This is a genomic window from Paenibacillus curdlanolyticus YK9 (assembly GCF_000179615.1).
Taxonomy (GTDB): domain Bacteria; phylum Bacillota; class Bacilli; order Paenibacillales; family Paenibacillaceae; genus Paenibacillus_T; species Paenibacillus_T curdlanolyticus.
Window position 1 is genome coordinate 438,521 of record NZ_AEDD01000002.1, and the last position, 22,485, is coordinate 461,005.

The 22,485-nt window shown below is 51.9% G+C and carries 22 protein-coding genes; 6 read left to right on the forward strand and 16 right to left on the reverse strand.

The window, feature by feature from the left end; translation table 11 throughout:
• Positions 1–79: 79 nt before the first annotated feature.
• From PAECUDRAFT_RS05255 to PAECUDRAFT_RS05280, 6 genes are all read right to left on the reverse strand, one after another.
• Positions 80–1,423, reverse strand: a complete 1,344-nt coding sequence (locus PAECUDRAFT_RS05255; protein WP_006037077.1) for an extracellular solute-binding protein — start codon at positions 1,421–1,423, stop codon at positions 80–82.
• 118 nt (positions 1,424–1,541) lie between these two features.
• Positions 1,542–2,333 carry a response regulator transcription factor gene (locus PAECUDRAFT_RS05260; RefSeq protein ID WP_006037078.1) on the reverse strand — a complete coding sequence of 264 codons (792 nt, stop codon included), beginning with the start codon at positions 2,331–2,333 and terminating at the stop codon, positions 1,542–1,544.
• Positions 2,320–4,071 (reverse strand): sensor histidine kinase, encoded by a 1,752-nt coding sequence (locus PAECUDRAFT_RS05265; protein ID WP_006037079.1) that lies wholly within the window; start codon positions 4,069–4,071, stop codon positions 2,320–2,322. Before PAECUDRAFT_RS05265 ends, PAECUDRAFT_RS05260 begins: the two co-directional genes overlap by 14 nt.
• A 173-nt stretch (positions 4,072–4,244) precedes the next feature.
• Positions 4,245–6,497: a heavy metal translocating P-type ATPase gene (locus PAECUDRAFT_RS05270; protein WP_006037080.1), complete on the reverse strand. Its 2,253-nt coding sequence runs from the start codon at positions 6,495–6,497 to the stop codon at positions 4,245–4,247.
• A 103-nt stretch (positions 6,498–6,600) separates the two neighbouring features.
• Positions 6,601–6,801, reverse strand: a complete 201-nt coding sequence (locus PAECUDRAFT_RS05275) for a copper ion binding protein (RefSeq protein ID WP_006037081.1) — start codon at positions 6,799–6,801, stop codon at positions 6,601–6,603.
• A gap of 16 nt (positions 6,802–6,817) precedes the next feature.
• Complete coding sequence (locus tag PAECUDRAFT_RS05280; RefSeq protein ID WP_040711684.1) at positions 6,818–7,132, reverse strand: metal-sensitive transcriptional regulator; 315 nt, start codon at positions 7,130–7,132, stop codon at positions 6,818–6,820.
• A gap of 172 nt (positions 7,133–7,304) precedes the next feature.
• On the opposite strand from PAECUDRAFT_RS05280, the gene PAECUDRAFT_RS05285 reads away from it, so the two are divergent.
• The 3 genes from PAECUDRAFT_RS05285 to PAECUDRAFT_RS05295 all read left to right on the forward strand — a co-directional run bounded on the left by PAECUDRAFT_RS05285 (position 7,305) and on the right by PAECUDRAFT_RS05295 (position 9,048).
• Positions 7,305–7,922: a DUF2238 domain-containing protein gene (locus PAECUDRAFT_RS05285; protein WP_006037083.1), complete on the forward strand. Its 618-nt coding sequence runs from the start codon at positions 7,305–7,307 to the stop codon at positions 7,920–7,922.
• Between the two features lie 120 nt (positions 7,923–8,042).
• Entirely contained in the window at positions 8,043–8,636 is a 594-nt protein-coding gene (locus PAECUDRAFT_RS05290) for a TetR/AcrR family transcriptional regulator (protein WP_233516731.1), read from the forward strand.
• A gap of 157 nt (positions 8,637–8,793) precedes the next feature.
• Positions 8,794–9,048, forward strand: a complete 255-nt coding sequence (locus PAECUDRAFT_RS05295; protein WP_006037085.1) for a hypothetical protein — start codon at positions 8,794–8,796, stop codon at positions 9,046–9,048.
• A 66-nt stretch (positions 9,049–9,114) separates the two neighbouring features.
• On the opposite strand, the gene PAECUDRAFT_RS05300 is transcribed toward PAECUDRAFT_RS05295, so the two are convergent.
• The 10 genes from PAECUDRAFT_RS05300 to PAECUDRAFT_RS05345 all read right to left on the reverse strand — a co-directional run bounded on the left by PAECUDRAFT_RS05300 (position 9,115) and on the right by PAECUDRAFT_RS05345 (position 18,856).
• On the reverse strand, positions 9,115–9,678 hold the full coding sequence (locus PAECUDRAFT_RS05300) for an NUDIX domain-containing protein (RefSeq protein WP_006037086.1): 564 nt from the start codon (positions 9,676–9,678) through the stop codon (positions 9,115–9,117).
• A gap of 130 nt (positions 9,679–9,808) precedes the next feature.
• Positions 9,809–10,240, reverse strand: a complete 432-nt coding sequence (locus PAECUDRAFT_RS05305; protein WP_006037087.1) for a PH domain-containing protein — start codon at positions 10,238–10,240, stop codon at positions 9,809–9,811.
• Between the two features lie 204 nt (positions 10,241–10,444).
• Positions 10,445–11,887: a bifunctional 2-methylcitrate dehydratase/aconitate hydratase gene (locus tag PAECUDRAFT_RS05310; protein WP_006037088.1), complete on the reverse strand. Its 1,443-nt coding sequence runs from the start codon at positions 11,885–11,887 to the stop codon at positions 10,445–10,447.
• Positions 11,887–13,008 carry a bifunctional 2-methylcitrate synthase/citrate synthase gene (gene prpC, locus PAECUDRAFT_RS05315; RefSeq protein ID WP_006037089.1) on the reverse strand — a complete coding sequence of 374 codons (1,122 nt, stop codon included), beginning with the start codon at positions 13,006–13,008 and terminating at the stop codon, positions 11,887–11,889. Before prpC ends, PAECUDRAFT_RS05310 begins: the two co-directional genes overlap by 1 nt.
• Positions 13,009–13,896, reverse strand: coding sequence for a methylisocitrate lyase (gene prpB / locus PAECUDRAFT_RS05320; protein WP_006037090.1), 888 nt, complete (start codon positions 13,894–13,896; stop codon positions 13,009–13,011).
• A gap of 18 nt (positions 13,897–13,914) precedes the next feature.
• Positions 13,915–15,093, reverse strand: coding sequence for an acyl-CoA dehydrogenase family protein (locus tag PAECUDRAFT_RS05325; protein WP_006037091.1), 1,179 nt, complete (start codon positions 15,091–15,093; stop codon positions 13,915–13,917).
• A gap of 27 nt (positions 15,094–15,120) precedes the next feature.
• The gene (locus PAECUDRAFT_RS05330; RefSeq protein WP_006037092.1) at positions 15,121–15,981 is read right to left on the reverse strand and encodes a 3-hydroxybutyryl-CoA dehydrogenase; all 861 of its coding nucleotides are present in this window, start codon (positions 15,979–15,981) and stop codon (positions 15,121–15,123) included.
• A gap of 22 nt (positions 15,982–16,003) precedes the next feature.
• Positions 16,004–17,179: an acetyl-CoA C-acetyltransferase gene (locus PAECUDRAFT_RS05335; RefSeq protein ID WP_006037093.1), complete on the reverse strand. Its 1,176-nt coding sequence runs from the start codon at positions 17,177–17,179 to the stop codon at positions 16,004–16,006.
• Between the two features lie 16 nt (positions 17,180–17,195).
• On the reverse strand, positions 17,196–18,329 hold the full coding sequence (locus PAECUDRAFT_RS05340; protein ID WP_006037094.1) for an acyl-CoA dehydrogenase family protein: 1,134 nt from the start codon (positions 18,327–18,329) through the stop codon (positions 17,196–17,198).
• A 239-nt stretch (positions 18,330–18,568) separates the two neighbouring features.
• A complete protein-coding gene (locus PAECUDRAFT_RS05345; protein ID WP_006037095.1) occupies positions 18,569–18,856 on the reverse strand; it encodes a HesB/YadR/YfhF family protein in 288 nt (95 codons plus the stop codon).
• Between the two features lie 130 nt (positions 18,857–18,986).
• On the opposite strand from PAECUDRAFT_RS05345, the gene PAECUDRAFT_RS05350 reads away from it, so the two are divergent.
• From PAECUDRAFT_RS05350 to PAECUDRAFT_RS05360, 3 genes are all read left to right on the forward strand, one after another.
• Complete coding sequence (locus tag PAECUDRAFT_RS05350; RefSeq protein ID WP_006037096.1) at positions 18,987–19,748, forward strand: alpha/beta hydrolase; 762 nt, start codon at positions 18,987–18,989, stop codon at positions 19,746–19,748.
• A gap of 121 nt (positions 19,749–19,869) precedes the next feature.
• A complete protein-coding gene (locus PAECUDRAFT_RS05355; protein WP_006037097.1) occupies positions 19,870–21,285 on the forward strand; it encodes a spore germination protein in 1,416 nt (471 codons plus the stop codon).
• A gap of 6 nt (positions 21,286–21,291) precedes the next feature.
• A complete protein-coding gene (locus tag PAECUDRAFT_RS05360) occupies positions 21,292–22,485 on the forward strand; it encodes a Ger(x)C family spore germination protein (RefSeq protein WP_006037098.1) in 1,194 nt (397 codons plus the stop codon).

The following is a 22,485-nucleotide window of genomic DNA, read 5'->3' on the forward strand; positions in this document are numbered from 1 at the left end:
GAACGCACTCGGGTATAAGAAAAGAGCATATCGCAGCATGAAGCGGATATGCCCTTCTCCCTGTTTCAATCCTTCTCTTCTATTTGCCAGCCTGTTCTGCCAGCGCCTTCTCATGGTTCTTGGCAAAATCAGCAGGCGAAACCTCATTGCCGAACAACGCTTGAATCATGTTCAAGTGGACTTGCGCAACGCTTGGGCTCATCTGAACATCTGCGAACAATGTAATATTGCTTGCTTTGCCGAGTTCGTTGAGGATGTCGATATACATCTGCGGAAGGTTCACTTTCGACGTATCCACCTTCGTTGCAGGGATGACGCCAGCCTTCGTTACCGATTGCTCGCCCCATTTTTGCACAAAGAACTTCACAAACTTCTTCGCTTCGTCTTTTACTTTCGAATTTTCGGCAACGAACAGTCCGACGCCTGGACCGCCTACCCAGCTATCGATATTGCCTTTGCCGCCGTCAATCGTCGGGAATTTGAAAAATCCAACATTGTCGCGGAACGCCTGCGGAACCGTTTCATTCGTCGTGAAATTCGGAAGCTCCCACGTGCCCATCATGTACATCGCTGCTTTGCCGTTCATGAACTCGGATTTGCCTTCATCATTGGATAAGCCGTTGAATCCTTTGTTGAATGCATTGGCTTTGACAAGATCCTGTACCTCTTGCGCGGCTTGCACCAGGCTAGCGTCTTCGAAGGACCCTGTACGCGCGACTGCATTGCGCAATGTGTCTTGGCCGCCAAGCCGGTCAGCCAAATACATATACCAGAGCGAACCCGTCCAACGATCCTTATTGCCCAGAGCGATCGGCGCAACACCGTTGCTCTCGAGTGTGCTCACTACCTGCTTGAATTGCTCGTAGGTTTGCGGCACCTCTAGGTTGTATTTGCTGAAAATGGCTTTGTTATAGTAAATTGGCGTAATATTCAGTTCCAACGGAAGCGCGTAGGTTTTGCCGTCGATGGCATACGCGTCGGTTGTGCCCGATACGAAGGAGTCTTTCAATCCGTCATTCAGCGTATCGTCCAGCGGCGCGAATAGCTGCCCTTTCACATACGGCTCAAGGAAGCCTGCTGCCCACGTCATGCCGACATCCGGCAGATCGTTCGATGCGGAGAGCACCTTAAGCTTGTTTTTGTACTGCTCGTTTTCCAAAATCTCTTGCTTGATCGTCACGTTCGGATTCGCGGTTTGATATTCATTAATGATGTCGTTCACAATCATATTTTGCTGCTTCGAGCTTCCCGAAGGCCATAGATGCATCATCTTGATTGTCACTTTCTCGCTCGAACTGGATGAAGCGCTTCCATCTTTCGTGCCGGTATCCGACTTGCTGCCGCTTTCGCTGCCGCAGCCTGCTAGCGTCAATGCTGAAGCCATTGCGACCGTCATCACGATTGATAGCGATTTTTTAACCATGTTCCATCCCCCTATTGTTCGTTGCTTTCTCGTTCACATATCCAATGTTAACGCTTTCTTGGTTTCTGCATAAGGTAACAGCGTTTAGGGAAAGGTTCGCTATATTTAGGAGCTTTCCTTATACGATATCGCCTTTCGGCACATCCTTGCGGTATTGGCTGGGCGTCATGCCCTCATATTCTTTGAATAACGTCATAAAATATTTCGTCGATTGGTAGCCCACTTCCTCGGCAATCGCCGTAATGGGCAGCGATGTCGATAGAAGCAGCTTTTTGGCCGCTTGTATTTTGCTTCGCGTCAGAAATTCGCTGAAATTCATGCCCATTTTCTCCTTGAACAACGAGCTGAAATAGCTGGCATTCAAGTGAACATGATCAGCTACCTCGCGGAGGCTGACTGGCAACTGCACATGCGCTTCGACATATTGAATGGCCGCTTGAATCGGCTGCGGCATGCGTACATCGTGCTGCTTCGCCTCCATGAGCTGATGATCGACGATCTTCTCGATCGTGCCAGCGCGCTCGCGGCTATCGCATACAAGCAGCGCCTGCTCAACCGCTTCGATCAGCTTGGCTTTCGTAATTGGCTTAAGCAAGTAATTGACGACGCCGAGCTTAATGCCCTCCTGCGCATATTCAAACTCCGAATAACCCGACAATAAAATGACGACAGGGTTACGCCCCTGCTCCTTTATCGCGTGAATGAGGCTTAATCCGTTCATCTCGGGCATGCGAATATCCGTCAGCATGAGATGCACGGGGCGCTCTGCGATAAAAGCTAGAGCGTCGTCGCCATTTTCCGCCGTTACGATCTCATAGCTGCTCCCTGCCCACGTTTCCAACGTCTTCTTTAATCCTTCGCGTGTTCTCGGTTCGTCATCCACAATGAGTATCGTTTTACTGTATTTCATGCCATCCCTCATCTCCCGGAATTAGAAAGGAAACCTGCGTTCCTTCGCCCAATGCGCTCCTTATCGAAAGGCCATGCAACGACGAGTCCTTATAATAAAGGTGAAGCCGCTTGTTCACGTTGTCGATCGCCATACCATTGCCTTTGGTATTCGTAATGCCGGCCGATTCGCGCTCATTCATAAGCGAATGGACCGTTTGCTCGTCCATGCCTGGCCCATCATCCGTCACTTGAACGAGCCAGCCTGACGTTTCATGGTCCGCCTGAATCGTTAGCGATACGCAGCCCGGTCCTTTCTTGTTGCCTATGCCGTGCAAAATGGCATTCTCGACGATCGGTTGAATAATCAGCTTTGGAATTCGAATGTTCAGGCATTCCGGAGCCACTTCAATGTTCCACGATAATCGATCCCCCATGCGAAGCTGCATGAGCTGCATATATCGCTCGATATGCTCCAGCTCTGCGCTGAAGGTTACCCATTCGCTCATCCCGTCGCTGCCAATCGTATAGCGGAATAGCTCCGACATTGCCACAACGAGCTCCGCAAGCTCCTCCTCTTCCTTCTCCTGCAAGGACCAGAACAGCGCCTCAAGCGTGTTATATAGAAAATGGGGATTAATCTGCGCCTGAAGCGCCTTGAGCTCCGATCGGCTGCGTACTAACTCCTTCTCATAGATCACTTGAATGAGCTCGTTCATATGCTCAACCATCTGGTTATACGTCTTCGTCAACTCATTAATTTCAACGGTGGACTGCACCTCGGGGCTTGGTCGCATTTCGCCCAAGCGCGAGCCGCGCATCGTCTTGATCAATCGCAAAATCGGGCGCGTTATCATCGAGGAGAGGAAGAAGGAGCACAACAAGCATATTAAAAATCCGACGCAGCCAGATACGATAATCGCTGTTCGGAGCACCGTAATCCCCTCAAGCACCGTGCTGACCGGGGTCAGGATCACAAGCTTCCAGCCGGTGAGCTCCGATTTTTGGTCGACTTGGATATATTCCTTGCCGCGTATCGTGACCGTCTGTCCGTTCGAGTGAACAACTGCCTTACTATTCCCTGCAAAATTGGATGTAATGAGTAATTGATTGCGGTCCAGCAGCAGCATGAGTTCGTCTCGCTGCTGATCGCCTTGCACCCCGAGATCAAAATAGCTGCGATTCACGCGAATGAGCAAATAGCCGCCGCTTGCAAACCAGTGGTCGATCAGCCTCACTTGCCTAACCGCCAAAAAGTAATTGGGGTCCTTTGGATCCTGGCCAATCCAGACAAGCTTGCCTCTGGCCAAATCGATCTGTTGAATCCAAGCGGAGCCGATTCGCCCGTTCAATGTCGTGTCATCTAGCGGGAACATGCTGCTGTAATTATTGGCGTACAAGTCAAAGGCTTGAATGCCGTCCGAATATACTTGGAAGGTGCTAACGCTCTGCATCAGCGATTGTCGCTGCTGCAAGCTGGCTCTCTGCCCATACGTATGCTGCAGCAGCAGCTGTTGCACTTCCGTAGTGGTCATGACTTGGCTTGACAGCATATCAAGCTGTCGATAAAGCGTTTCCAACCTGCCGGTCGCTTCATTCGCGGTCTGCTTCAGCTGCCGTTCCGCATTGTTTTTAATCAACGCGGATACGCGCGTATAGGTGGTCAGCCCAACGAAGCATAACACGATCGCCATGACGAGAAGAAACATCGCAAGAATTTGATTACGCAGCGTATTCATATTTTGAAGTCTATGCCGCATCGATGTTCCACCTCCTCCGATAATAAAATAAAAGCCGCGATTGTCGCGACTTCATGCTTCACCGTTCTTCGCATGTAATTGTATATCGATCAGGCTATGCCATGTCAAGCAGAACGCAATAAGGCTGACATCCATATAGGATTGTCAGCCTATCGCGGGATCCATTCCCATCCTTATACCTTTGCCCGTTGCAGCCTCAGCGCATTCAAGACGACCGATACGGAGCTTAATGCCATTGCTGCACCAGCTACCCATGGCGCCAACAGGCCCATTGCGGCGATTGGGATGCCCAGCGTATTGTATCCGAGCGCCCAGACCAGATTTTGCTTGATGTTCGCCATCGTTTGGCGGCTCATCACAATGGCCTCGGTGATGCTGGTCAGTTCGCCGCGCATCAGCGTGACATCAGCAGCCTCCATCGCGATATCGGCTCCCGTTCCGATTGCAATGCCGACATCAGCCGTTGCGATAGCAGGCGCATCGTTGATGCCATCGCCAACCATGGCTACGCGTTTCCCTTCGGCTTGCAGCTTCTTAATCTCAGCGGCTTTGCCATCCGGAAGAACCTCTGCAATAACGCGCGTGATCCCTGCTTGACGGGCAATTGCTTGCGCCGTGCGCGCATTATCGCCAGTGAGCATGATCACTTCAATTTCGGCTTCAAGCAGGCTAGCGACCGCTTGCCTCGATGATTCTTTTATCGTATCGGCGACAGCAACCAGCCCCGTATACTGCGCATCGACAACGACGAGCATCGCAGTCTTCCCTTCGTTTTCCAGCTTCTCCATTGCCTGCGTTACATGCTCGCTAACAGCAACTCCTTCCCGCTGCAGCAGCTTGCGCGTGCCAACCCAAATTTCGCTGCCATCCACCTGCGCATGGATACCGTAGCCGGGTATCGCCTCGAAGTGATCAACCCCAAGCAGCGATATGCCCTTAGCCAAAATCCCCGTAACGATGGCCCCAGCAAGCGGATGCTCCGAATGATTTTCTGCCGAAGCAATCAGCTGAAGGACACGCGCTTCTTGAATGCCACGCACCTCAAGATCCTCGGCAAACAAAATATCAGTCAGCTCCGGTTTTCCTTTCGTCACCGTGCCTGTTTTATCAAGGACGACCGTGTTTACTTTATGCAGCGTTTCAAGCTGCTCGCCGCCCTTGAATAGGATGCCAAGCTCAGCGGCGCGTCCCGAACCGGCCATAATCGAGGTTGGCGTAGCTAATCCGAGCGCGCACGGGCATGCAATGACCAACACCGCAATCGCTTTTTCGAGCGCATGCGCGAATTCGCCAGGCGATACCCAGAAGAACCATACGATAAACGTAAGCAACGCTATGCCGACTACGATCGGAACAAAAATACCCGAGATGACGTCTGCAATTCGTTGAATCGGCGCTTTGGAGCCTTGCGCATCTTCGACAACTTTAATAATTTGAGCCAATGCTGTTTCCGCTCCGACTTTCGTCGCTTCTACAGTCAAGCTCCCGTTGCGGTTGATCGTTCCGCCAATCACCTGATCCCCAGCCTGTTTGTCGACTGGAATGCTTTCGCCTGTCAGCATGGATTCGTCAATACTCGAATACCCCTCGATGACCATGCCGTCTACGGGGATCTTCTCGCCCGGCTTTACGATCACATGGTCGCCTGCGATTACCGCTTCGATCGGCAGCGTCAGCAATTCGCCATTGCGAATGACGTTTGCCGTCTTCGCTTGCAGCCCGAGCAGCTTCTTGATCGCTTCAGAAGAACGGCCTTTGGCAAGCACTTCAAACCATTTGCCTAACAAAATGAGCGTAATCAGAATCGCACTTGTTTCGTAATACAAATCTGGCGCATGCTGCGCGTGGCCATGAATCTGGGCTGCTGTTGCCCAATCGATCGTTTTGTACAAGCTATATAGATAAGCGGCTGATGTGCCGAGCACGACTAGCACATCCATGTTCGCGCTTCGATTTCTAAGTGCTTTGTAAGCTCCGATATAGAACGAGCTCCCAATTACGAATTGCACGGGCGTTGCCAACGCTAGCTGCACCCATGGATTCATCATAAACGCCGGAATATATATCCATGAGGTAAAAGTAAAATGGCTGACCATTGACCATAGCAGCGGCAAAGAAAGAAGAGCGGATACCAGCAGCTGCAGCTTTTTCTGCTTGCGCTCGCGTTGTTTGTCATGCGCTGCTGTTTCATCTGAACTTTTCTCGCTCGCATGATACCCCAGATTTTCAACCTTCTGCGTCAAATCAGTGATGGACACTTGTGCGCTGTCAAAATCGACCAAAGCCGTTTCCATTGCGAAGTTGACAGTTGCTTGATTAACGCCGGGAAGCCGAGAAAGCCCCTTCTCAATTCTGGCGGCGCAAGCCGCGCAAGTCATGCCGGTAATTTGAAGTGTCGTTTGTTCGATTTCCGTTTGATTATTCATAGCAACTATCTCCTTCGAATTATACGAATCATACCCCTATAGGGTATATATTTCTTTAAAAAAATAAGCATTGCGAGGGTGCCGCCGAAGAGGCGGCAACGCATTATGCGACATCGTACCCCTGCTCTTCAATCGCTGCTTTGATCGCTTGAAGCGTTACTTTCGACTCGTCGAACGCAACCGTTACTTCGCCTGCGCTCAGGTTCACTTTGCCTTCCGCGCCGACTTCCCGTACGGCGCCCTCTACCGAATTGACGCAATGGCCGCAAGACATTCCTTCTACTTTCAATGTGACGGTTTGCATATTCACACGCTCCTCGTTAACGAATTAGTTTGTTCATCGTAATCATTAGCTCAGCAATCACTTGCTCATCGCCTGCTTGAAGCCTTTCGGTCACGCAGCTTTTCAAATGGTGCTCGAGCAGCAGCTTGCCAACGCTATTCAATGCCGACTGGGCTGCGGAGATCTGATTCAATACATCGTCGCAGTACGTGTCCTTCTCGATCAAACCTTTTATCCCACGGATCTGGCCTTCCACTCGATTCAATCGTGCGATCAGGTTTGCTTTTGTTTTGTCCGAATGGTGGCTCTTGCGTTCTCCGCCTTGCGATGCGCATTCATCATGGCAAGTCATATGCTCTAGCTGCGTATGATCCGTTTGTTGGGACTCCTTCACGAGCATCCCTCCTCTTAGTAGTAGCATAACATACCCCTAAGGGGTATATCAAGTAGTTGATTGCACATATTTATACAAAATCCCGTACACCCTATTAGCAGCAAATGCCACACCCTTGGAGGGACATCGAATGCTTGAGCAACTCCCATTCAAACGAAATTATGTGCTGCATCTTTGGATTGGAATCTATATCGTTGACTGGATCATCATGGCGATCACACCTACAAATCGCTTGCAGTGGCTCGCAGAAAATGTCCTTATCGTCATTACAATCGCCTTTCTTGCGTTCACTTATCGATCTGCTCGCCTATCGAGCCTTTCCTATCTGCTCATTCTCATTTTTATGTGCTTACATACCTATGCTGCCCATTTCACTTATGAGGGTACGCCTTTCGATCATTGGTTAAAATCCCATTACCATACCCGAAGAAGCTATTATGACCGCCTTGTCCATTTGGCATTCGGCTTATGCTGGTCGCTGCCTTTCCGCGAATGGCTCATGAGCAAGGTGCATATTCGAGGCGTCTGGACCTATTTGATGCCGGTTGTTGTCGTACTCAGCTTTAGCGGATTGTTCGAAATCTTGGAAATGCTGGCGGCGCTCGCTGGCGGAAAAGGCGGAGAGGCTCGATTTATCGGCTTGCAGGGCGATGTGCTCGATACGCAAAAGGATATGAGCATAGGCCTGATTGGTTCAATTCTGGCGATGGGTATCTTAGCTTATATACGAAAGCGTAAAGCGAGCTGATTCGCTTATCGTGATTGTCAGCTCTCCGCTTGGCAGGTTAATATGAAGCTTGGAACATTGATTACCTAGATCAACGCCATCGGACACAATTTTATTTGTGGGGGAATCACTTTGACTTCGATGTCTCGCTACGAGAAACGCAAACAAGAAACGAAGCAAAAAATCGCCGATGCCGCTCTTACCCTTTTCACTGCTCACGGGTTCGACCAGACAACGATGGATCAAATTGCCGAAAAAGCAAATGTCGCCAAAGGCACGCTATTCAATCATTTTGCAAGCAAAAATGCACTCCTGACCCATTTCGGTGAAATTCGTGTACAGCTAATCAAATCGGCAATTGAGCATAGCGTACAAAACGTTGACGGCGTCGTGAACAAACTCTTTGCCATCTTCGATGCGCTTGCCAAGGTGAACGAGGAGGATAAGCCCTATGGCCAACTGGTCATTCAGGATTTTATGCAGCGGTATACAAGCGGAGATCGCCGTAATTATAATGAGGCCTCGGCGGTAATACGTGTCATTATCGAGCAAGGGATTGATTCAGGAGAATTGCGAAACGATTTGGATGCGCAGCAGACAGCTGCATTGCTGGGTGGCGTTTTCTTCCACACAACGATTGATTGGATTCGGGGGAATTTCAGCCAACCACTACGGGATTCGTTCCGCAGACAACTGGATATCGTGTTAAAGGGGATTCAAGCAGTCGTCTGTTAACTGCACGAAATTTTAATGTCATATATGTTTAATGCAATTAATTGATCGATTAAACAAATGGTCGAATTTCGTCACGATCACACAAATTTAGGCGTACGCATACTCCGCGGCAGCGTAAGATATATCACGCACTTTCCGAGCAAGGAGGTGTTTGCCCATGCACCCACACTGGAGAGCTTACCCGGCTAACCCCTATTCGAACGAGTATGCACATCCCATTGCACACGACCACCGTTCCCCCGCTTCCACGCCGGATATGCAGCCAATGATGCAATTGTTCGCCAACCTGGAGCATCGATTGGATCATATCATCCGGTTGATGGAAGAGAACAATCACCTGCTCCGCTCGATCGAACAGCAGCAAAACCGCGTTGTGACAGCAGGAGGCGGTTCTGTTATTGTACGGATGTAATGCAGGAACCAAAAACAAGCGAACGAAGATCTCCGCTTCGCTCGCTTGTATGATACTTACCATTTTTTACAGCCGATAATACCGATTTCCGTTCGCAGCGGTTGCCGCTTGGCTATCCTCCTGCATGCCTTCGCCCTGCTTATGGATGGCAGCATCGAGAAGCCACTGCGTGAAGCCAGCGACTGGCATATGCGCCAACTCATCCAATGCAAAAAATCCTGCGGCATCCACCTCTACGCCATCTGGCGTCGGTTCTCCCCCCACATATTCCATCTCGAATGCAATATAGACATTGTGAATGCTGCGCGGCTGATCGCGAAGCGCGATAATGCTCTTCACTTTGGCTTCTACTCCCGTTTCCTCCATTACCTCTCGCGCCACAGTCGTTCCGATGTCCTCATGCTGCTCGATGTAACCGCCCGGATTCGTCCAATTGCCTTTGCCCGGCTCCTGCGCCCGACGAACGAGCAAGATCTTTCCGTCCCGAAAGACAAGCGCGCCTACGCCAATGCTATAATTGCCCCAGTGTACCGCACCGCATGATTCCGAGGCGCATACCCGCCGTTCTAAGCCATCCAACACTCGCGTCTCCATTGGGCTTCCGCATGTCACACAGTAATTAATCGTCATCTGTCGTTCCCCTCCGTCGGCATTCTCTCTATGTCCGCGATCTATTCAATGAAATCTATCATGGCATAAAAAAAAGAGCCTCGCAAGGCTCAGCACACCATTATTTACCCGCCTTCAAGCAATGCAGGGGTTACCACTTACCGCATTCAAACTCATGGCATTCCATTTCTTTTACAAAAACCGATATCCATAATACCGCCTTCGTATCTGGGTCCACTTCGATGTAGATCCCTTTACTGCTGCAATAGATTTCTTCAAACTCATCATATTCAAAGCTAGGCTCAATCGCGAGCACTTCGCTAATCGGCATCCCGATTTGAATCGTATCAAACAACTTTCCCGAGTAGTTTCGCAGCGCTGTGATTTTAACAAGTTTTCCGTTGATGATATTAAACCACAGATCGACGAAATCTTTCATTTCATAACGAATTAAAAACTTATCAAGCAGCTTCGCCTTCACCTCATGCTTACACAGGTAAGGATAAAACCCGCTGATATGGCTATACAATCGAAGATTGCCAAGCCCGATGCCCGGCAGTATCGGAGCGTTCCAATTAATCACACTATCACCTCTAAGCAAAAATAATCACGGTGACCTTTCATTTCAGATCTTTATGATGTAACAAACATGTTACAGGACATAACGATCGAAAAATATATAAGCTATTAACGATTATTGAATATATATAACGAACTTTTACACACAAAAAAATAAGAGTGCTCATTTGCACTCTATGCATGCCTATGCTGGCTTTATTTCTGCGGGCTAGACCACAAAAAGCTCCATAAATTGCGGCACCGGCATCCGCTCCAACGCCGCTTGATCACTGCATAGCTCCAAGATTGCTCTCGCCTGCTTATCGGCAAACCGCGTTCGCACGTTCGCCTCGAACTTTTGCTCCAGCAGCGGGATGCCTTCTGCCCTGCGCCTCCGGTGGCCGATCGGGTACTCGATTTCAATTCGCTCGGTGGCCGTCCCGTCCTTGAACAAAATTTGGATGGCATTCGCGATCGAACGCTTTTGGCTATCTAGGTAATCTCGCGAATAGCGGCTTTCTTCGATCGTAACCATTTTGCTCCGCAGCTCATCGATTCGCGGATCCGCTGCGGCGGAGTCCTCGTAATGATCAGCCTCCAGCGTCCCATGCAGCAGTCCGATCGCCACCATATATTGCAAACAGTGATCCCGATCCGCGGGATTATGAAGCGGTCCTGTCTTATCAATGATACGAAGCGCTGACTCATGCGTCGTCAGCTCGATCCGATCGATCTCATCCAGCCTTCCAATCGCCTCTTTATGCAGGCGGACGGCGCATTCGACGGCCGTTTGGCCGTGAAATTCAGCTGGATACGAGATTTTGAACAACACATTCTCCATCACATAGCTCGCGAGAGGCTGATTCATCACAAGCGGCTTCCCTTTCATGAGCACATCCTGCAGCCCCCATGTCGGAGCCGTCAATACAGACGGATACCCCATTTCTCCCTTGAGCACCATTAGCGCCAGCCTCACCGCCCGGCTCGTCGCATCGCCAGCTGCCCATGATTTGCGCGTGCCCGTATTCGGCGAATGCCGATACGTCCGCAGCGGATGACCGTCGACCCACGCATGGGAGATCGCTTGCGTAATCTCGTCCTTCGTGCCGCCCAGCAACCGCGTGCCGACAGCAGCCGAAGCGACTTTGACAAGGATGACATGATCCAGACCCACTCGATTGAAGCTGTTCGCAAGCGCAAGAACGCCTTGGATTTCATGCGCTTGAATCATGGCAGTAAGGACATCCCTCATGATGAGCGGCTGACCGCCGCGAGCGACGTTTTGCCTGCTCTGATAATCAGCTGCAGCTAGTATCCCACCCAAGTTATCGGACGGATGCCCCCATTCCGCCGCTAACCATGTGTCGTTGTAGTCGAGCCAACGGATCATGCAGCCGATGTTAAAAGCAGCGGTTACAGGATCCAGCTCATACGAGGTGCCTGGAATCCTGACGCCGTTAGGCACAATGGTGCCAGGAACGGTTGGGCCTAACAGCTTCGTACAAGCCGGGTAACGCAATGCCAGCAATCCGCACCCCAGCGTATCCATTAGACAATATCGCGCGGTAACATACGCTTCATCGCTTTCGATGGCAGCTTCCGCTGCATAACTAGCAATATCTGTTAATAGCTGATCCGGATCGGGCCGATTGTTCGGGATCGAGCTTGACATCAGGCACGTCCTTCGATTGAAATCCATGGCTGCTGCTCGGGTCCCGTATATTCGGCGATTGGACGAATGATCCGATTGTTATCGCGCTGCTCGATAATATGCGCGATCCAGCCGCTCATGCGGGCAATGACAAAGATCGGCGTGAACAACGAAGTGGGAATACCCATTAGCCGGTACGCAGACGCGCTGTAGAAATCAAGATTTGGGAACAGCTTCTTTTTGCGCTGCATCACTTGCTCGATTCGCTCGGAAATGTGATAGAGTTGCCAGTCATTGGCTTGCAAGGACAATGATTGCGATATTCGTTTCATAATATCCGAACGAGGGTCGGATACCGTATACACCCGATGGCCAAAGCCCATAATAAGCCGCTTCTGCACGAGCATCTGCTGTACGCCCATCTCCGCCTCGTCCGGTGTGGCGAATGCATCGATTAGCTCCATTGCAGCTTCATTAGCTCCGCCATGCAGCGATCCGCGCAGTGTTCCGATACCTGTCGTCACCGCCGAATAAATATCCGACATCGTCGACGCTGTCACCCTCGCTGCGAATGTCGACGCGTTAAATTCATGCTCCGCATACAGCGTAAGCGAGATATCAAGCGCTTCTTCATGCAGATCATCCGGCTTCCTCCCATGCAGCAGCTGCAAAAAATGGCCGGCGATGCTCTCGTTTTCCGTCTCTGTGTCGATTCGAATACCATCCAGATGAAAGTGGCGCCAATACAGCAAAATGGAAGCGGCGCTTGCAATTAAACGGTCTGCGACCTCCCGCACTTCCTGACGGTCTCTCTCTGGTTCGAAGGCGCCAAGCGCCGAAACGCCTGTACGTATCACATCCATCGGATGCGTATGAGCAGGAAGCTGCTCGAGGATGACGCGCAGCCCTGCTGGCAGGCCGCGCAGCTTCGCCATTTTGCTCTTATAGGCTTCAAATTCCACCTCATTGGGCAGCTTGCCATACAGCAGCAAATAAGCCGTTTCCTCGAAGGAAGCCGATTGCGCCAAATCCTCAATCGCATACCCGCGATAGGTTAATCCTCTGCCCTTTTTGCCAACCGTCGCGATCTCGGTCTTCCCCGCTACTACATCTGACAATCCTCCGGCTTTTTTAATGACCATCTAATCCACTCCCTTCTCTATGCCGAACAATCGATCAAGCCGCTGTTCATAATCGAGATAATGAAGGAATGCGTACAATTCGGAGCGCGTCTGCATCCGGTCGATAACGGACTGCTGCGTCCCTTCTTCGCGAATTGCTTTGTACACGAGAAGGGCTGCGGCCGACATCGCGCGAAAGGCGGATAACGGGTAAAGCGCTAATCCAACGCCTGCGGAAGCGAGCTGCTCGGTCGTAAACAGCGGCGTTAATCCAAACTCCGTAATATTCGCAAGCACCGGCACTTGAACGGCTTCCGCGAACGCCTTGTAATCTTCCAGTCGCGTAACCGCCTCTGGAAAAATCATATCGGCTCCTGCCTCGACGCATGCGCGCGCCCGTTCAATCGCGCGATCGATGCCTTCGACTGCCAGCGCGTCCGTCCGTGCCATAATGACAAACTGGCTGTCCGCTCGCGCATCTGCCGCTGCTCGAATACGATCCGTCATCTCCGCTTGGCTGACGATTGCTTTATTCGGGCGATGGCCGCATCGTTTGGCTGCGACCTGGTCTTCGATGTGAATGCCTGCCGCGCCTGCGCGCTCCATCTGCTGAACCGTTCGCGCAATTTGAAAGGCGCTGCCGAAGCCGGTATCCGCATCGACCAGAATGGGCAGCTCCGTCACGCTGCTCAGCCTCCGAACGTCCTCGACACAATCGTTCAAGCTCGTAATGCCAAGATCCGGCAAGCCGAAAGAAGCATTCGCTACGCCAGCCCCTGAAACGTATAACGCTCGAAATCCGACCTGCTCCGCCATCATGGCCGCATAGGCGTTAATTGCTCCTGCGACCTGCAAGGGGCGCTCCGCTTCAACCGCGCTGCGCAGGCGTTGACCGGCACTTTGACGCATCGTTTCACCTCCGCCAAGCTATCTGAGCAGCTGATTGCCGATTACAATGCGATGAATTTCGTTGGTTCCCTCATAGATTTGCGTTACCTTCGCATCGCGAAACAGGCGTTCAGCAGGAGACGCCTTCGTATAGCCTTTCATTCCGAGCAAACGAACGGCCGCGCCTGCCACTTCGACCGCAGTATCGGATGCGAACAGCTTTGCTGTCGACGACTCCTTCGTACACGGCAACCCTTCTTGGCGCAGGAAGGCTGCCCGATAGACGAGTAGCCGTGCGGCTTCGACCTGTGCCGTTAATTCTGCAAGCTCCGCCATTTCAGCGCTAATGCTCTTATGTCTGTGATGCACGCTGCGAATCAGTGGCGTTGACCGGGCCCGATTCGGCAGCGTAGGGCAGATCGCTGACTGAATCAGCTGCAAGGCAGCCTCTGCGATGCCAAGCGACTGCGCGGCGATGCCGATCCTTCCGCCGTCAAGCGAGCCTTTGGCAATGGCGAACCCCTGCCCTTCCTCGCCAAGCCGCTGCGATGCCGGAATTCGCACATCCTCAAACCTCAATTCGCAGGTGTTGGAGCCGTGAAGGCCCATTTTTTTCTCCTTTTTGCCGACGATGAAGCCTTGAACGCCCCGTTCGAGCAAAAATGCGGTAATGCCGCCTGGACCGCGGCTCGGATCTGTAACGGCGAACGTAATGTACAGATCGGCTGCGCCTGCGTTTGTAATAAACATTTTGGTCCCGTTCAGCAGATACTCATCGCCATCCTTCACGGCCCGCGTCCGGATGGAAGCTGCATCAGAGCCCGCATGCGGCTCCGTTAACGCAAATGCGCCAAGCCACTGCCCGGCAGCAAGTTTTCGAGCCTGCTCGTTGCGCTGCTCCTCAGTGCCGTAGTACACAATCGGAAGCGTGCCAACTGAGGTATGCACCGACAAAATAACGCCGACAGCTGCGCTCACCTTCGCAATCTCATGGATCGCCGCAATGTAGGCAATAAAATCTGCGCCTGCGCCGCCCCACTTCCGAGGCACCGGAATGCCCATTAGCTCCAATGCCGCCATACGTTTAACCAGATCCGCCGGGAATGAGAAATCGCTGTCCTCCTCCATCCGCGCAATGTTTGGCGTTATCTCGTCTCTTGCAAACAGCCGCGCCTTCTGTCGAATCCTCTCCTGCTCTTCCGTAAATCGGAGCTCCATTGCCGCACCCCTTTTCCTATGAGCGGCTTACCTCCGTTCTTCGTATTGAAAAAAGCCTTTGCCGCTCTTGCGTCCGAGCCAGCCTGCCTGCACATATTGGCGAAGCAGCGGGCAGGGCCGGTATTTGCTATCGCCGAAGCCTTCGTGGAGCGTCTCCATGATGGCAAGACAGGTATCGAGCCCGATCAAATCAGCAAGCGCCAACGGCCCCATCGGATGATTCATTCCCAGCTTCATCACTTGATCGATCGCCTCTGGCTCGGCTACGCCCTCGTACACCGCATAAATCGCTTCATTAATCATGGGCATTAAGAGCCGATTCGAGACAAAACCGGGATAATCGCGCACCTCGACTGGCGCTTTACCCAGCTGGACCGCTAAGTCGGCAACCTTGGCAAACGTATCGTCAGACGTGCGTAAGCCGCGTATCACTTCCACCAATGGCATCACCGGCACCGGATTCATAAAATGCATGCCAATGACCCGATCGGCTCGGTCAGTGACTGCCGCAATGGCTGTAATCGAAATCGAAGAGGTATTGGAGGCAAGGATCGTTTGCGACGGGCAAATCCGATCCAGCGCTTGAAACAACGCAAGCTTCGTTTCAAGCTGCTCTGGCGCAGCTTCGATTACAATTTCGCTATCCTCGGCAGCTGTCAGCTCCGTCGTTGCCGCCAATCGCGCCAGCCACTCTTCCTTTTGCTCCTCAGCAATCCGACCCTTGCCGACCTGACGCCGGAATGCCTCTGCAATCGTTGCGACACCTCGCGCAACTGCGGCTTCATGAATATCGTACAGCGTCACTGCAAATCCGTACTGCAGCAGCGTCTGGGCGATTCCGCGACCCATCTGCCCCGCACCAATAACCGTTACGGCTCGAACCGTCATGGTTTCACCTTCTTCATCGCGATCATCCGTCTACGCGAATCATTATCGCATCGCCCTGGCCGCCGCCGCTGCAAATCGCTGCGATGCCCAGTCCTCCGCCTCGTCGCCTCAGCTCATGGGCAAGCGTTAACACGATGCGGGCGCCGCTCGCGCCGATCGGATGCCCAAGCGCGATTGCGCCGCCGTTGACATTCACCCGTTCCGCATCCCATTGCAGCATGCGCCCGCAGGTCAAAGCTACTGCCGCGAATGCCTCGTTCACCTCGATCAAGTCGATATCGGGCAAAGTAACGCCTGTCTGCTGCAGCAGTTTTCGAATGGCTAGTGCCGGAGCCTCCGCTAGCTGGTGCGGCTCCGCGCCAATTGACGTATGCCCGATAATGACAGCCAACGGTTTAATGCCTTCCTGCTGGGCAACTTCCGCTGACATGACGACAACTGCTGCTGCGCCGTCATTAACGCCTGGCGCGTTGCCTGCCGTAATGGTCCCCGTTCCACTTCGATCAAGAATCGGAACAAGCTTGGCAAGCTTCTGCATGCTCGTGCTTGGTCGCGGGCATTCATCCGCGTCGATCCGACTTCCAGATGAATCGAAAGGTACGATCTCCTCTGCGAATTTACCCTGCCAGCCTGCCGCAACAGCTAATGCATGGCTTCGCAGCGCCCATTCATCCTGCTCTTCACGGCTTATGCCGTGCCGCACGGCAGCCGCATTGCCGTGAGCAGCCATGGGAACATTGTCGAATGCGCACAACAAGCCGTCATACAGCATCAGATCGGTAAGTGCGGCATGGCCCATCCGCACGCCCCATCGTGCGGATGGCACGGCGAAAGGGGCGCTGCTCATGCTTTCCATTCCCCCGGCGACCAGCACTTGCGCCGCACCGCTTCGCACGATTTGATCAGCTATCGTGATCGCCCGCATACCGGAGGCGCACACTTTATTCACTGTTTCGGACGGTACCTCCCAAGCCAGTCCGGCAAGCCGCGCTGCCTGCCGCGATGGAATTTGTCCGGCTCCGCCCTGCAGCACCATTCCCATGACGGCATGGTCGATTCGAGAAGCTTCAATTCCGCTAGTCGCCAACGCTCCCCTTATCGCAGCGGCACCTAGCTCTGCTGCAGATACATGCTGAAACACGCCCCCCAGCTTCCCGAATGCCGTCCGTGCACCGTTTACGATGACCGTTCCCCGCATGGTGCCGCCCCCTAAACTATTGCAAAATTCGTAGCTCCTCCTCGACAATCATGCCGCCCAGCATAAAATCAGAATCGATCCCTTTCGCATCCCGCATATAGCGCTCCACTCGATATTCGCGCATATAACCGTACCCGCCGAACACCTGAACCGCCTCCGTCGCTACGGCTACGGCTGTCCTTGCGGCATAACGCCGCGCAATTGCGCATGCGCGCGAGCTATCAAGACCGGCATCGAGCTGCCAAGCAGCCTGATAGATAAGCAGCCGTGACGCCTCCGTTCGAACGGACATGTCGGCCAGCTTAAATAAAATGCCTTGCTGGCGGCCGATCGCCACGCCGAATTGCTTTCGTGTTTTCGCATATGCAGTTGCCTCGTCGAGCGCGCCTTGCGCAATGCCGACTGCGATTGCAGCTGCACTCAGCTGTCCTAACTGCAGCATCGTCGAAACAGCCTTAGCTCCGCTCCCAAACCTGCCAATGCGCTGCTCGCGCGGTATGGTGCAATTTTGAAATAACGCCTCTGCAACTGGCACTGCATGCAAGCCTAGCTTTTGTACAGTCGGCTTTAAAGTCAGGCCCGCTTCCTGATCATTGATTAGTAACATGTTCCATTGCCGATTCCGTGCCATTGGAGCGCAGATCACGTACGTATCCGCATAACCGGCATGCAGCATAACCGGATGCGAACCATTCAGCCGAATCCAATCGCCAGCTTCATCTGCAGTAACCGAGGCTCCGTTGGTCCCATGCTCTGACTGCCGCGTGACGCCAGCTAAACATGCTCCGCCTAAGGCGGTTCCCTGCACCAACGGTATGAGCACCCGCTCACGAATGGGTTCAGCACCAAAGTGATAGATCGGCCACGCGCAATAAACGGTATGCATCGCCAAGCTTGTTGCTGACGAAGCGCAACCCTTCGCGATTTCCTCCAGCGCAACAGCATAAGTGAGCTTATCGCCGCCTACGCCGCCATAACGCTCCGGGAACAAAATGCCAGTCAAGCCGAGCTGGCCCATTTGCTTGAATAGAGCCCGATCGAATAGATGAGCCTCATCACGGGCAACAGCAGCTGGCGCAACCTGCTCCCTTACAAATTGCTGCAGAACAGTTCGCGTCATCTCTGCCTCTTCTGTTAGCTGAAACCGCAACCCCCTCCCCCCTTTGACCCTTCGTAATCATGCTGGCTGCTTCTTTGGGACAAGGTTCGACGATGTCTGCGCTTACCCTATCTATATGAATGCAGAACATGTCTATATAACAGCTGCGAGCTTGCAGGAAATATTAATTTACATAAATAATATTATGTAAACTTATATCGTTTAACCCTGTATGAAAAAAAGCATGCATGAACCATCGGCCCATGCATGCCTTCCATCTATGCCATTCTTTAAGAAACGTAGAAGCCAACGCCTTCTTCTTTCTCGTTATACTGAAGCGATAAGCTCTTATTATCCAAATACCAAAGCTGATCCTCCAGCATATAAAATTCGATTCCTTCGCTGACGTGCTTCAGGCGCGGCGCCTGTGAAGGCTCCTTCGTAATGCCAAGCGACATGCCAGGCTGAACGCTCCCGCAGCCGCCCAGCCGGACGAATATATGCAGCTGGTCGCCTTGCTTCAGCCCCATTTCGTCAATATACCACTGAGCTACAGCGGGTTCCACATTAATTTTCATCGCGATTCTCCTCACCCTGTTCCTTGTCCCTCATCCTACAACAAGGACAACCGAAGCTGCAACTTTTATTTACCTTTCCGATGAACAGGGCATATGGTAGCTTATCACGATTGGAAAGGAACTTTACATCATGATTCATCCTCACGCGTATATTCAACCGCTTACGTTCGTCCTTGTGCATGGCGCATGGGCGGATGCGAGCTTTTGGGACGGCATAGCAGCGCAATTAAGGCATATGGGGCATAACGTCCATGCGCCGGAATACCCCGGTCATGGCAGCGACTTGAACAAAAACGTGACGCACGCCATGCAAAGTCAAGCGGTCGCCGACTATATCATCCAGCATCAATTGCAGGATATCGTCCTTGTCGGACACAGTTTTGGAGGCACGGTCGTGCAGAAAACGGCGGAGCTCGTGCCTGAACGGATCAAGCGGCTCGTGTTCTGGAACGCATTTGTTCTAAATAATGGCGAAAGCGCGAACGACGAGCTTCCTCCCGCTGCCCAGCAGGCATTCGATCAAGTACGCAAAGCGTCCGGCAACAATACGATCATGCTGCCCTTCCCGCTGTTCAGAGAAAACTTCGTAAATCTCGCAACATTAGAGCAAGCGAAGTATTTGTACGCTCGCATTTCCCCTGAGCCAGCTGGTCCTCTATATGAGAAGCTCGATCTGACAACGTTTTATAAACTAACGATACCGCGAAGCTATGTCGATTTGACCGAAGATGCAGTAATGCCGCAGCTTGGCGCTGCGTACAGCTGGCATCCCAAAATGTCCAGCCGATTAGGGCTATTCCGATTGATCAAAGGCCATGGCGATCATATGACGACAGCCAAGACTGAGCCCCACCATGTCGCGAAGCTGCTGTACATGGCGGGCCGCGACTGAATTGGCCAGCATTTGCTTGCTGCCCGCTTTCCAACCGGAGAGCGGGTGTTTCGCCATGCTTTGCGCATATCTAGGAAAAGGATGGGAATGTTAAGCTTAAATGGCTGGGAGGGTTGCCGCAATGTCACTTCTGGATGAATTCGAAGCAGCGATTAAACAGGGCCTAGCGACGCAACCCGATTATAAAACCCATCAGTTTCACGTTGATGCTGATCTGATGATCGTCTGCGCCTACTTGGACACGCTTGCTGACAAGGATCAAATTCAAACGTTCATGCTGCTGCCGCTCCTTGATCTTCACTTTAACGACGAGATGGCTGCCGAGCAAAAGCACGCACGCATTCGCGATCGGCTTTCAGGGGTCTCATTTACCGCCGAAGCTGCTATCGATAAGCTGATAGCCAGCCTGATGGAAGGACGAAGCGTCGTGCTCGTCTCATCCGATCCGCAAGCTTATATTTGTGATGTGGCGAAGTTTAAGCATCGGGCAATTGAAGAGCCCAAATCCGAGAAAACCGTCCGCGGCCCCGGAGAAGGCTTTAATGAAGACATCATGACGAATGTCTCCCTTATCCGCAATCGGATCAAATCTTCCGATCTCCAATTCGAGAGCTACGAGATTGGACAAGCGACCAGAACCAAAGTTTTGCTTGCCTATATGAAAGGAAAAGCGTCAGAGGCACGCATTCAGACGTATCGCGATCGGCTGAGCGCCATCTCAACCGAAGCGATCTTTGAGAGCGCGAATATCGAGGAGTGGATTGAGGATAAAGAGCTCACTCCTTTCCCGCGGCTATTGAACACGGAACGACCCGATGTCGTAAGCGCGCATTTAATCGAGGGCAAAATTGCCATATTAACCGACGGCACGCCAAGCTGCCTGATTGTGCCGGTCACTTTCTTTCAGTTCTTCGTCAGCGCCGAAGATTACTATCAACGATCGATGTACGCTACGCTCTTTCGGTGGCTTCGCATGCTCTCATTTCTCTTGTCCGTGTACACGCCTTGCCTCTACATCGCATTAACCAATTACAGACAGGAAATGATTCCTTCCTCGCTGTTAATCAACCTGTCGGCGCAGCGGGAAGGCGTTCCGTTTCCTTCATTAGTCGAGGCATTAATCATGCTCATCATGTTCGAGCTGCTGCGCGAGGCGGGCATTCGCATGCCAACCGTCATGGGACAAGCGATCTCGATAGTGGGAGCTGTCGTACTCGGCCAAGCAGCAGTCGAGGCGGGATTGGTTTCTGCTGCTATGGTCATTGTCGTCGGCATTACGGCTATTGCCAATTTCGTTTCCCCCTCGTTCAACTTTGGGATGGGCCAACGAATTATTCAATTCGTATATATGTTACTTGCAGTTTGCCTCGGTCTGTTTGGCGTATTCTGCGGTACGCTGCTGTTAGTCGTCCATCTCGTTTCGATCAAAACGACCGGAGAGCCCTACCTCTCCCCACTCGCACCTGTAGTTCCTAGCCGATTCAAGGACACCTTGCTGCGAGCGCCATGGGACAAAATGAAAAAACCGAAGAGGTAATGGTACATGAAGCGAATCGTTCGCAGCATTTCACTGATGACCCTGATCTTCCTCAGCTGCTTGATGCAAGGCTGCAAAGATTATAACGAGCTCAATGAGTTGGCGATTGTTGATATGGTTGGGGTCGATCTGAATGATGATGGATCCTATCAGGCTTATTATCAAATTGTTAATCCGAATGGCGTCGCCGGGTCGAAAAGCGGCAGCGCTCGCTCTCCGCTCTATACGTATGAGTTTAAAGGAAAATCATGGGCAGAATTCTCACGCTTAGCGACACAGACGTTATCTCGCAAGCTCTTTATCAGCCATTTTCAAGCCTACATCGTCTCGGAGCGATTAGCGAAGCATGGGATCGGCAATTTATTGAATTTTCTGGAGAGCGATTCCCGGCGACGCATGGCAACCACTATATTTGTCACGAAAAGTCCGTTGAAGGATGTGATGAACACTTACGTGCCGATCGAAATGAATCCAGGCAAAGAATTAAGAAGCATTGAAGAGCTGCAATATGAGGTAACAGGCGCGTCGGACAATAAGTCAACCGTGAAGACGCTGTTAGAGAACTTCGAGAATAACAGGCTAACTTACGTATCGATCATTCGTTTATCCGGCAACAAGCCCTACCCAACGACGAAACGGTTCCAGTCGATTGAAGGCAATCGAGGCAATTTCCAGTTCATTGGCGCATCCATTATGAAGCAGGGACATGCAATAGGCGAGCTGCACGCGAATCAGCTGGAGACGCTATTCTTTCTGCTTGGCGCCAACAAATCGTTTATTCAAGATATCAAATGGAACGAAGGCGACTCCGCGCAGCTGCAAATGAAAGGCAAACCGAGAGTCGCTTATCACCTAACCATTCATGATGGGCTGCCCAAACTGGATATCGTTGTCAAGCCGAAGCTTGAGCTGATCTCCATCGACCAGAAGGAACAGCTGAGCACAAAAACATTACACATGCTGGAAAAACAGTTCAATAAGGAAATGAAAAAAAGGGCACTTGCCTTAATCAAGCTGGCGAATAAGAACGAATGGGATTTGTTAAATATTCAGGAACGGCTTGCCAACCAAATATCCCCTAAATGGGCAGCTATTAAAGCTAATGCAAACGCATGGGTAGAAACGGAAATTTCGGTAACCGTTGATTCTTCCATCATTAAAACAGGCATCCTTTTATCGCCTTACCAAGGAGGGAGTTAA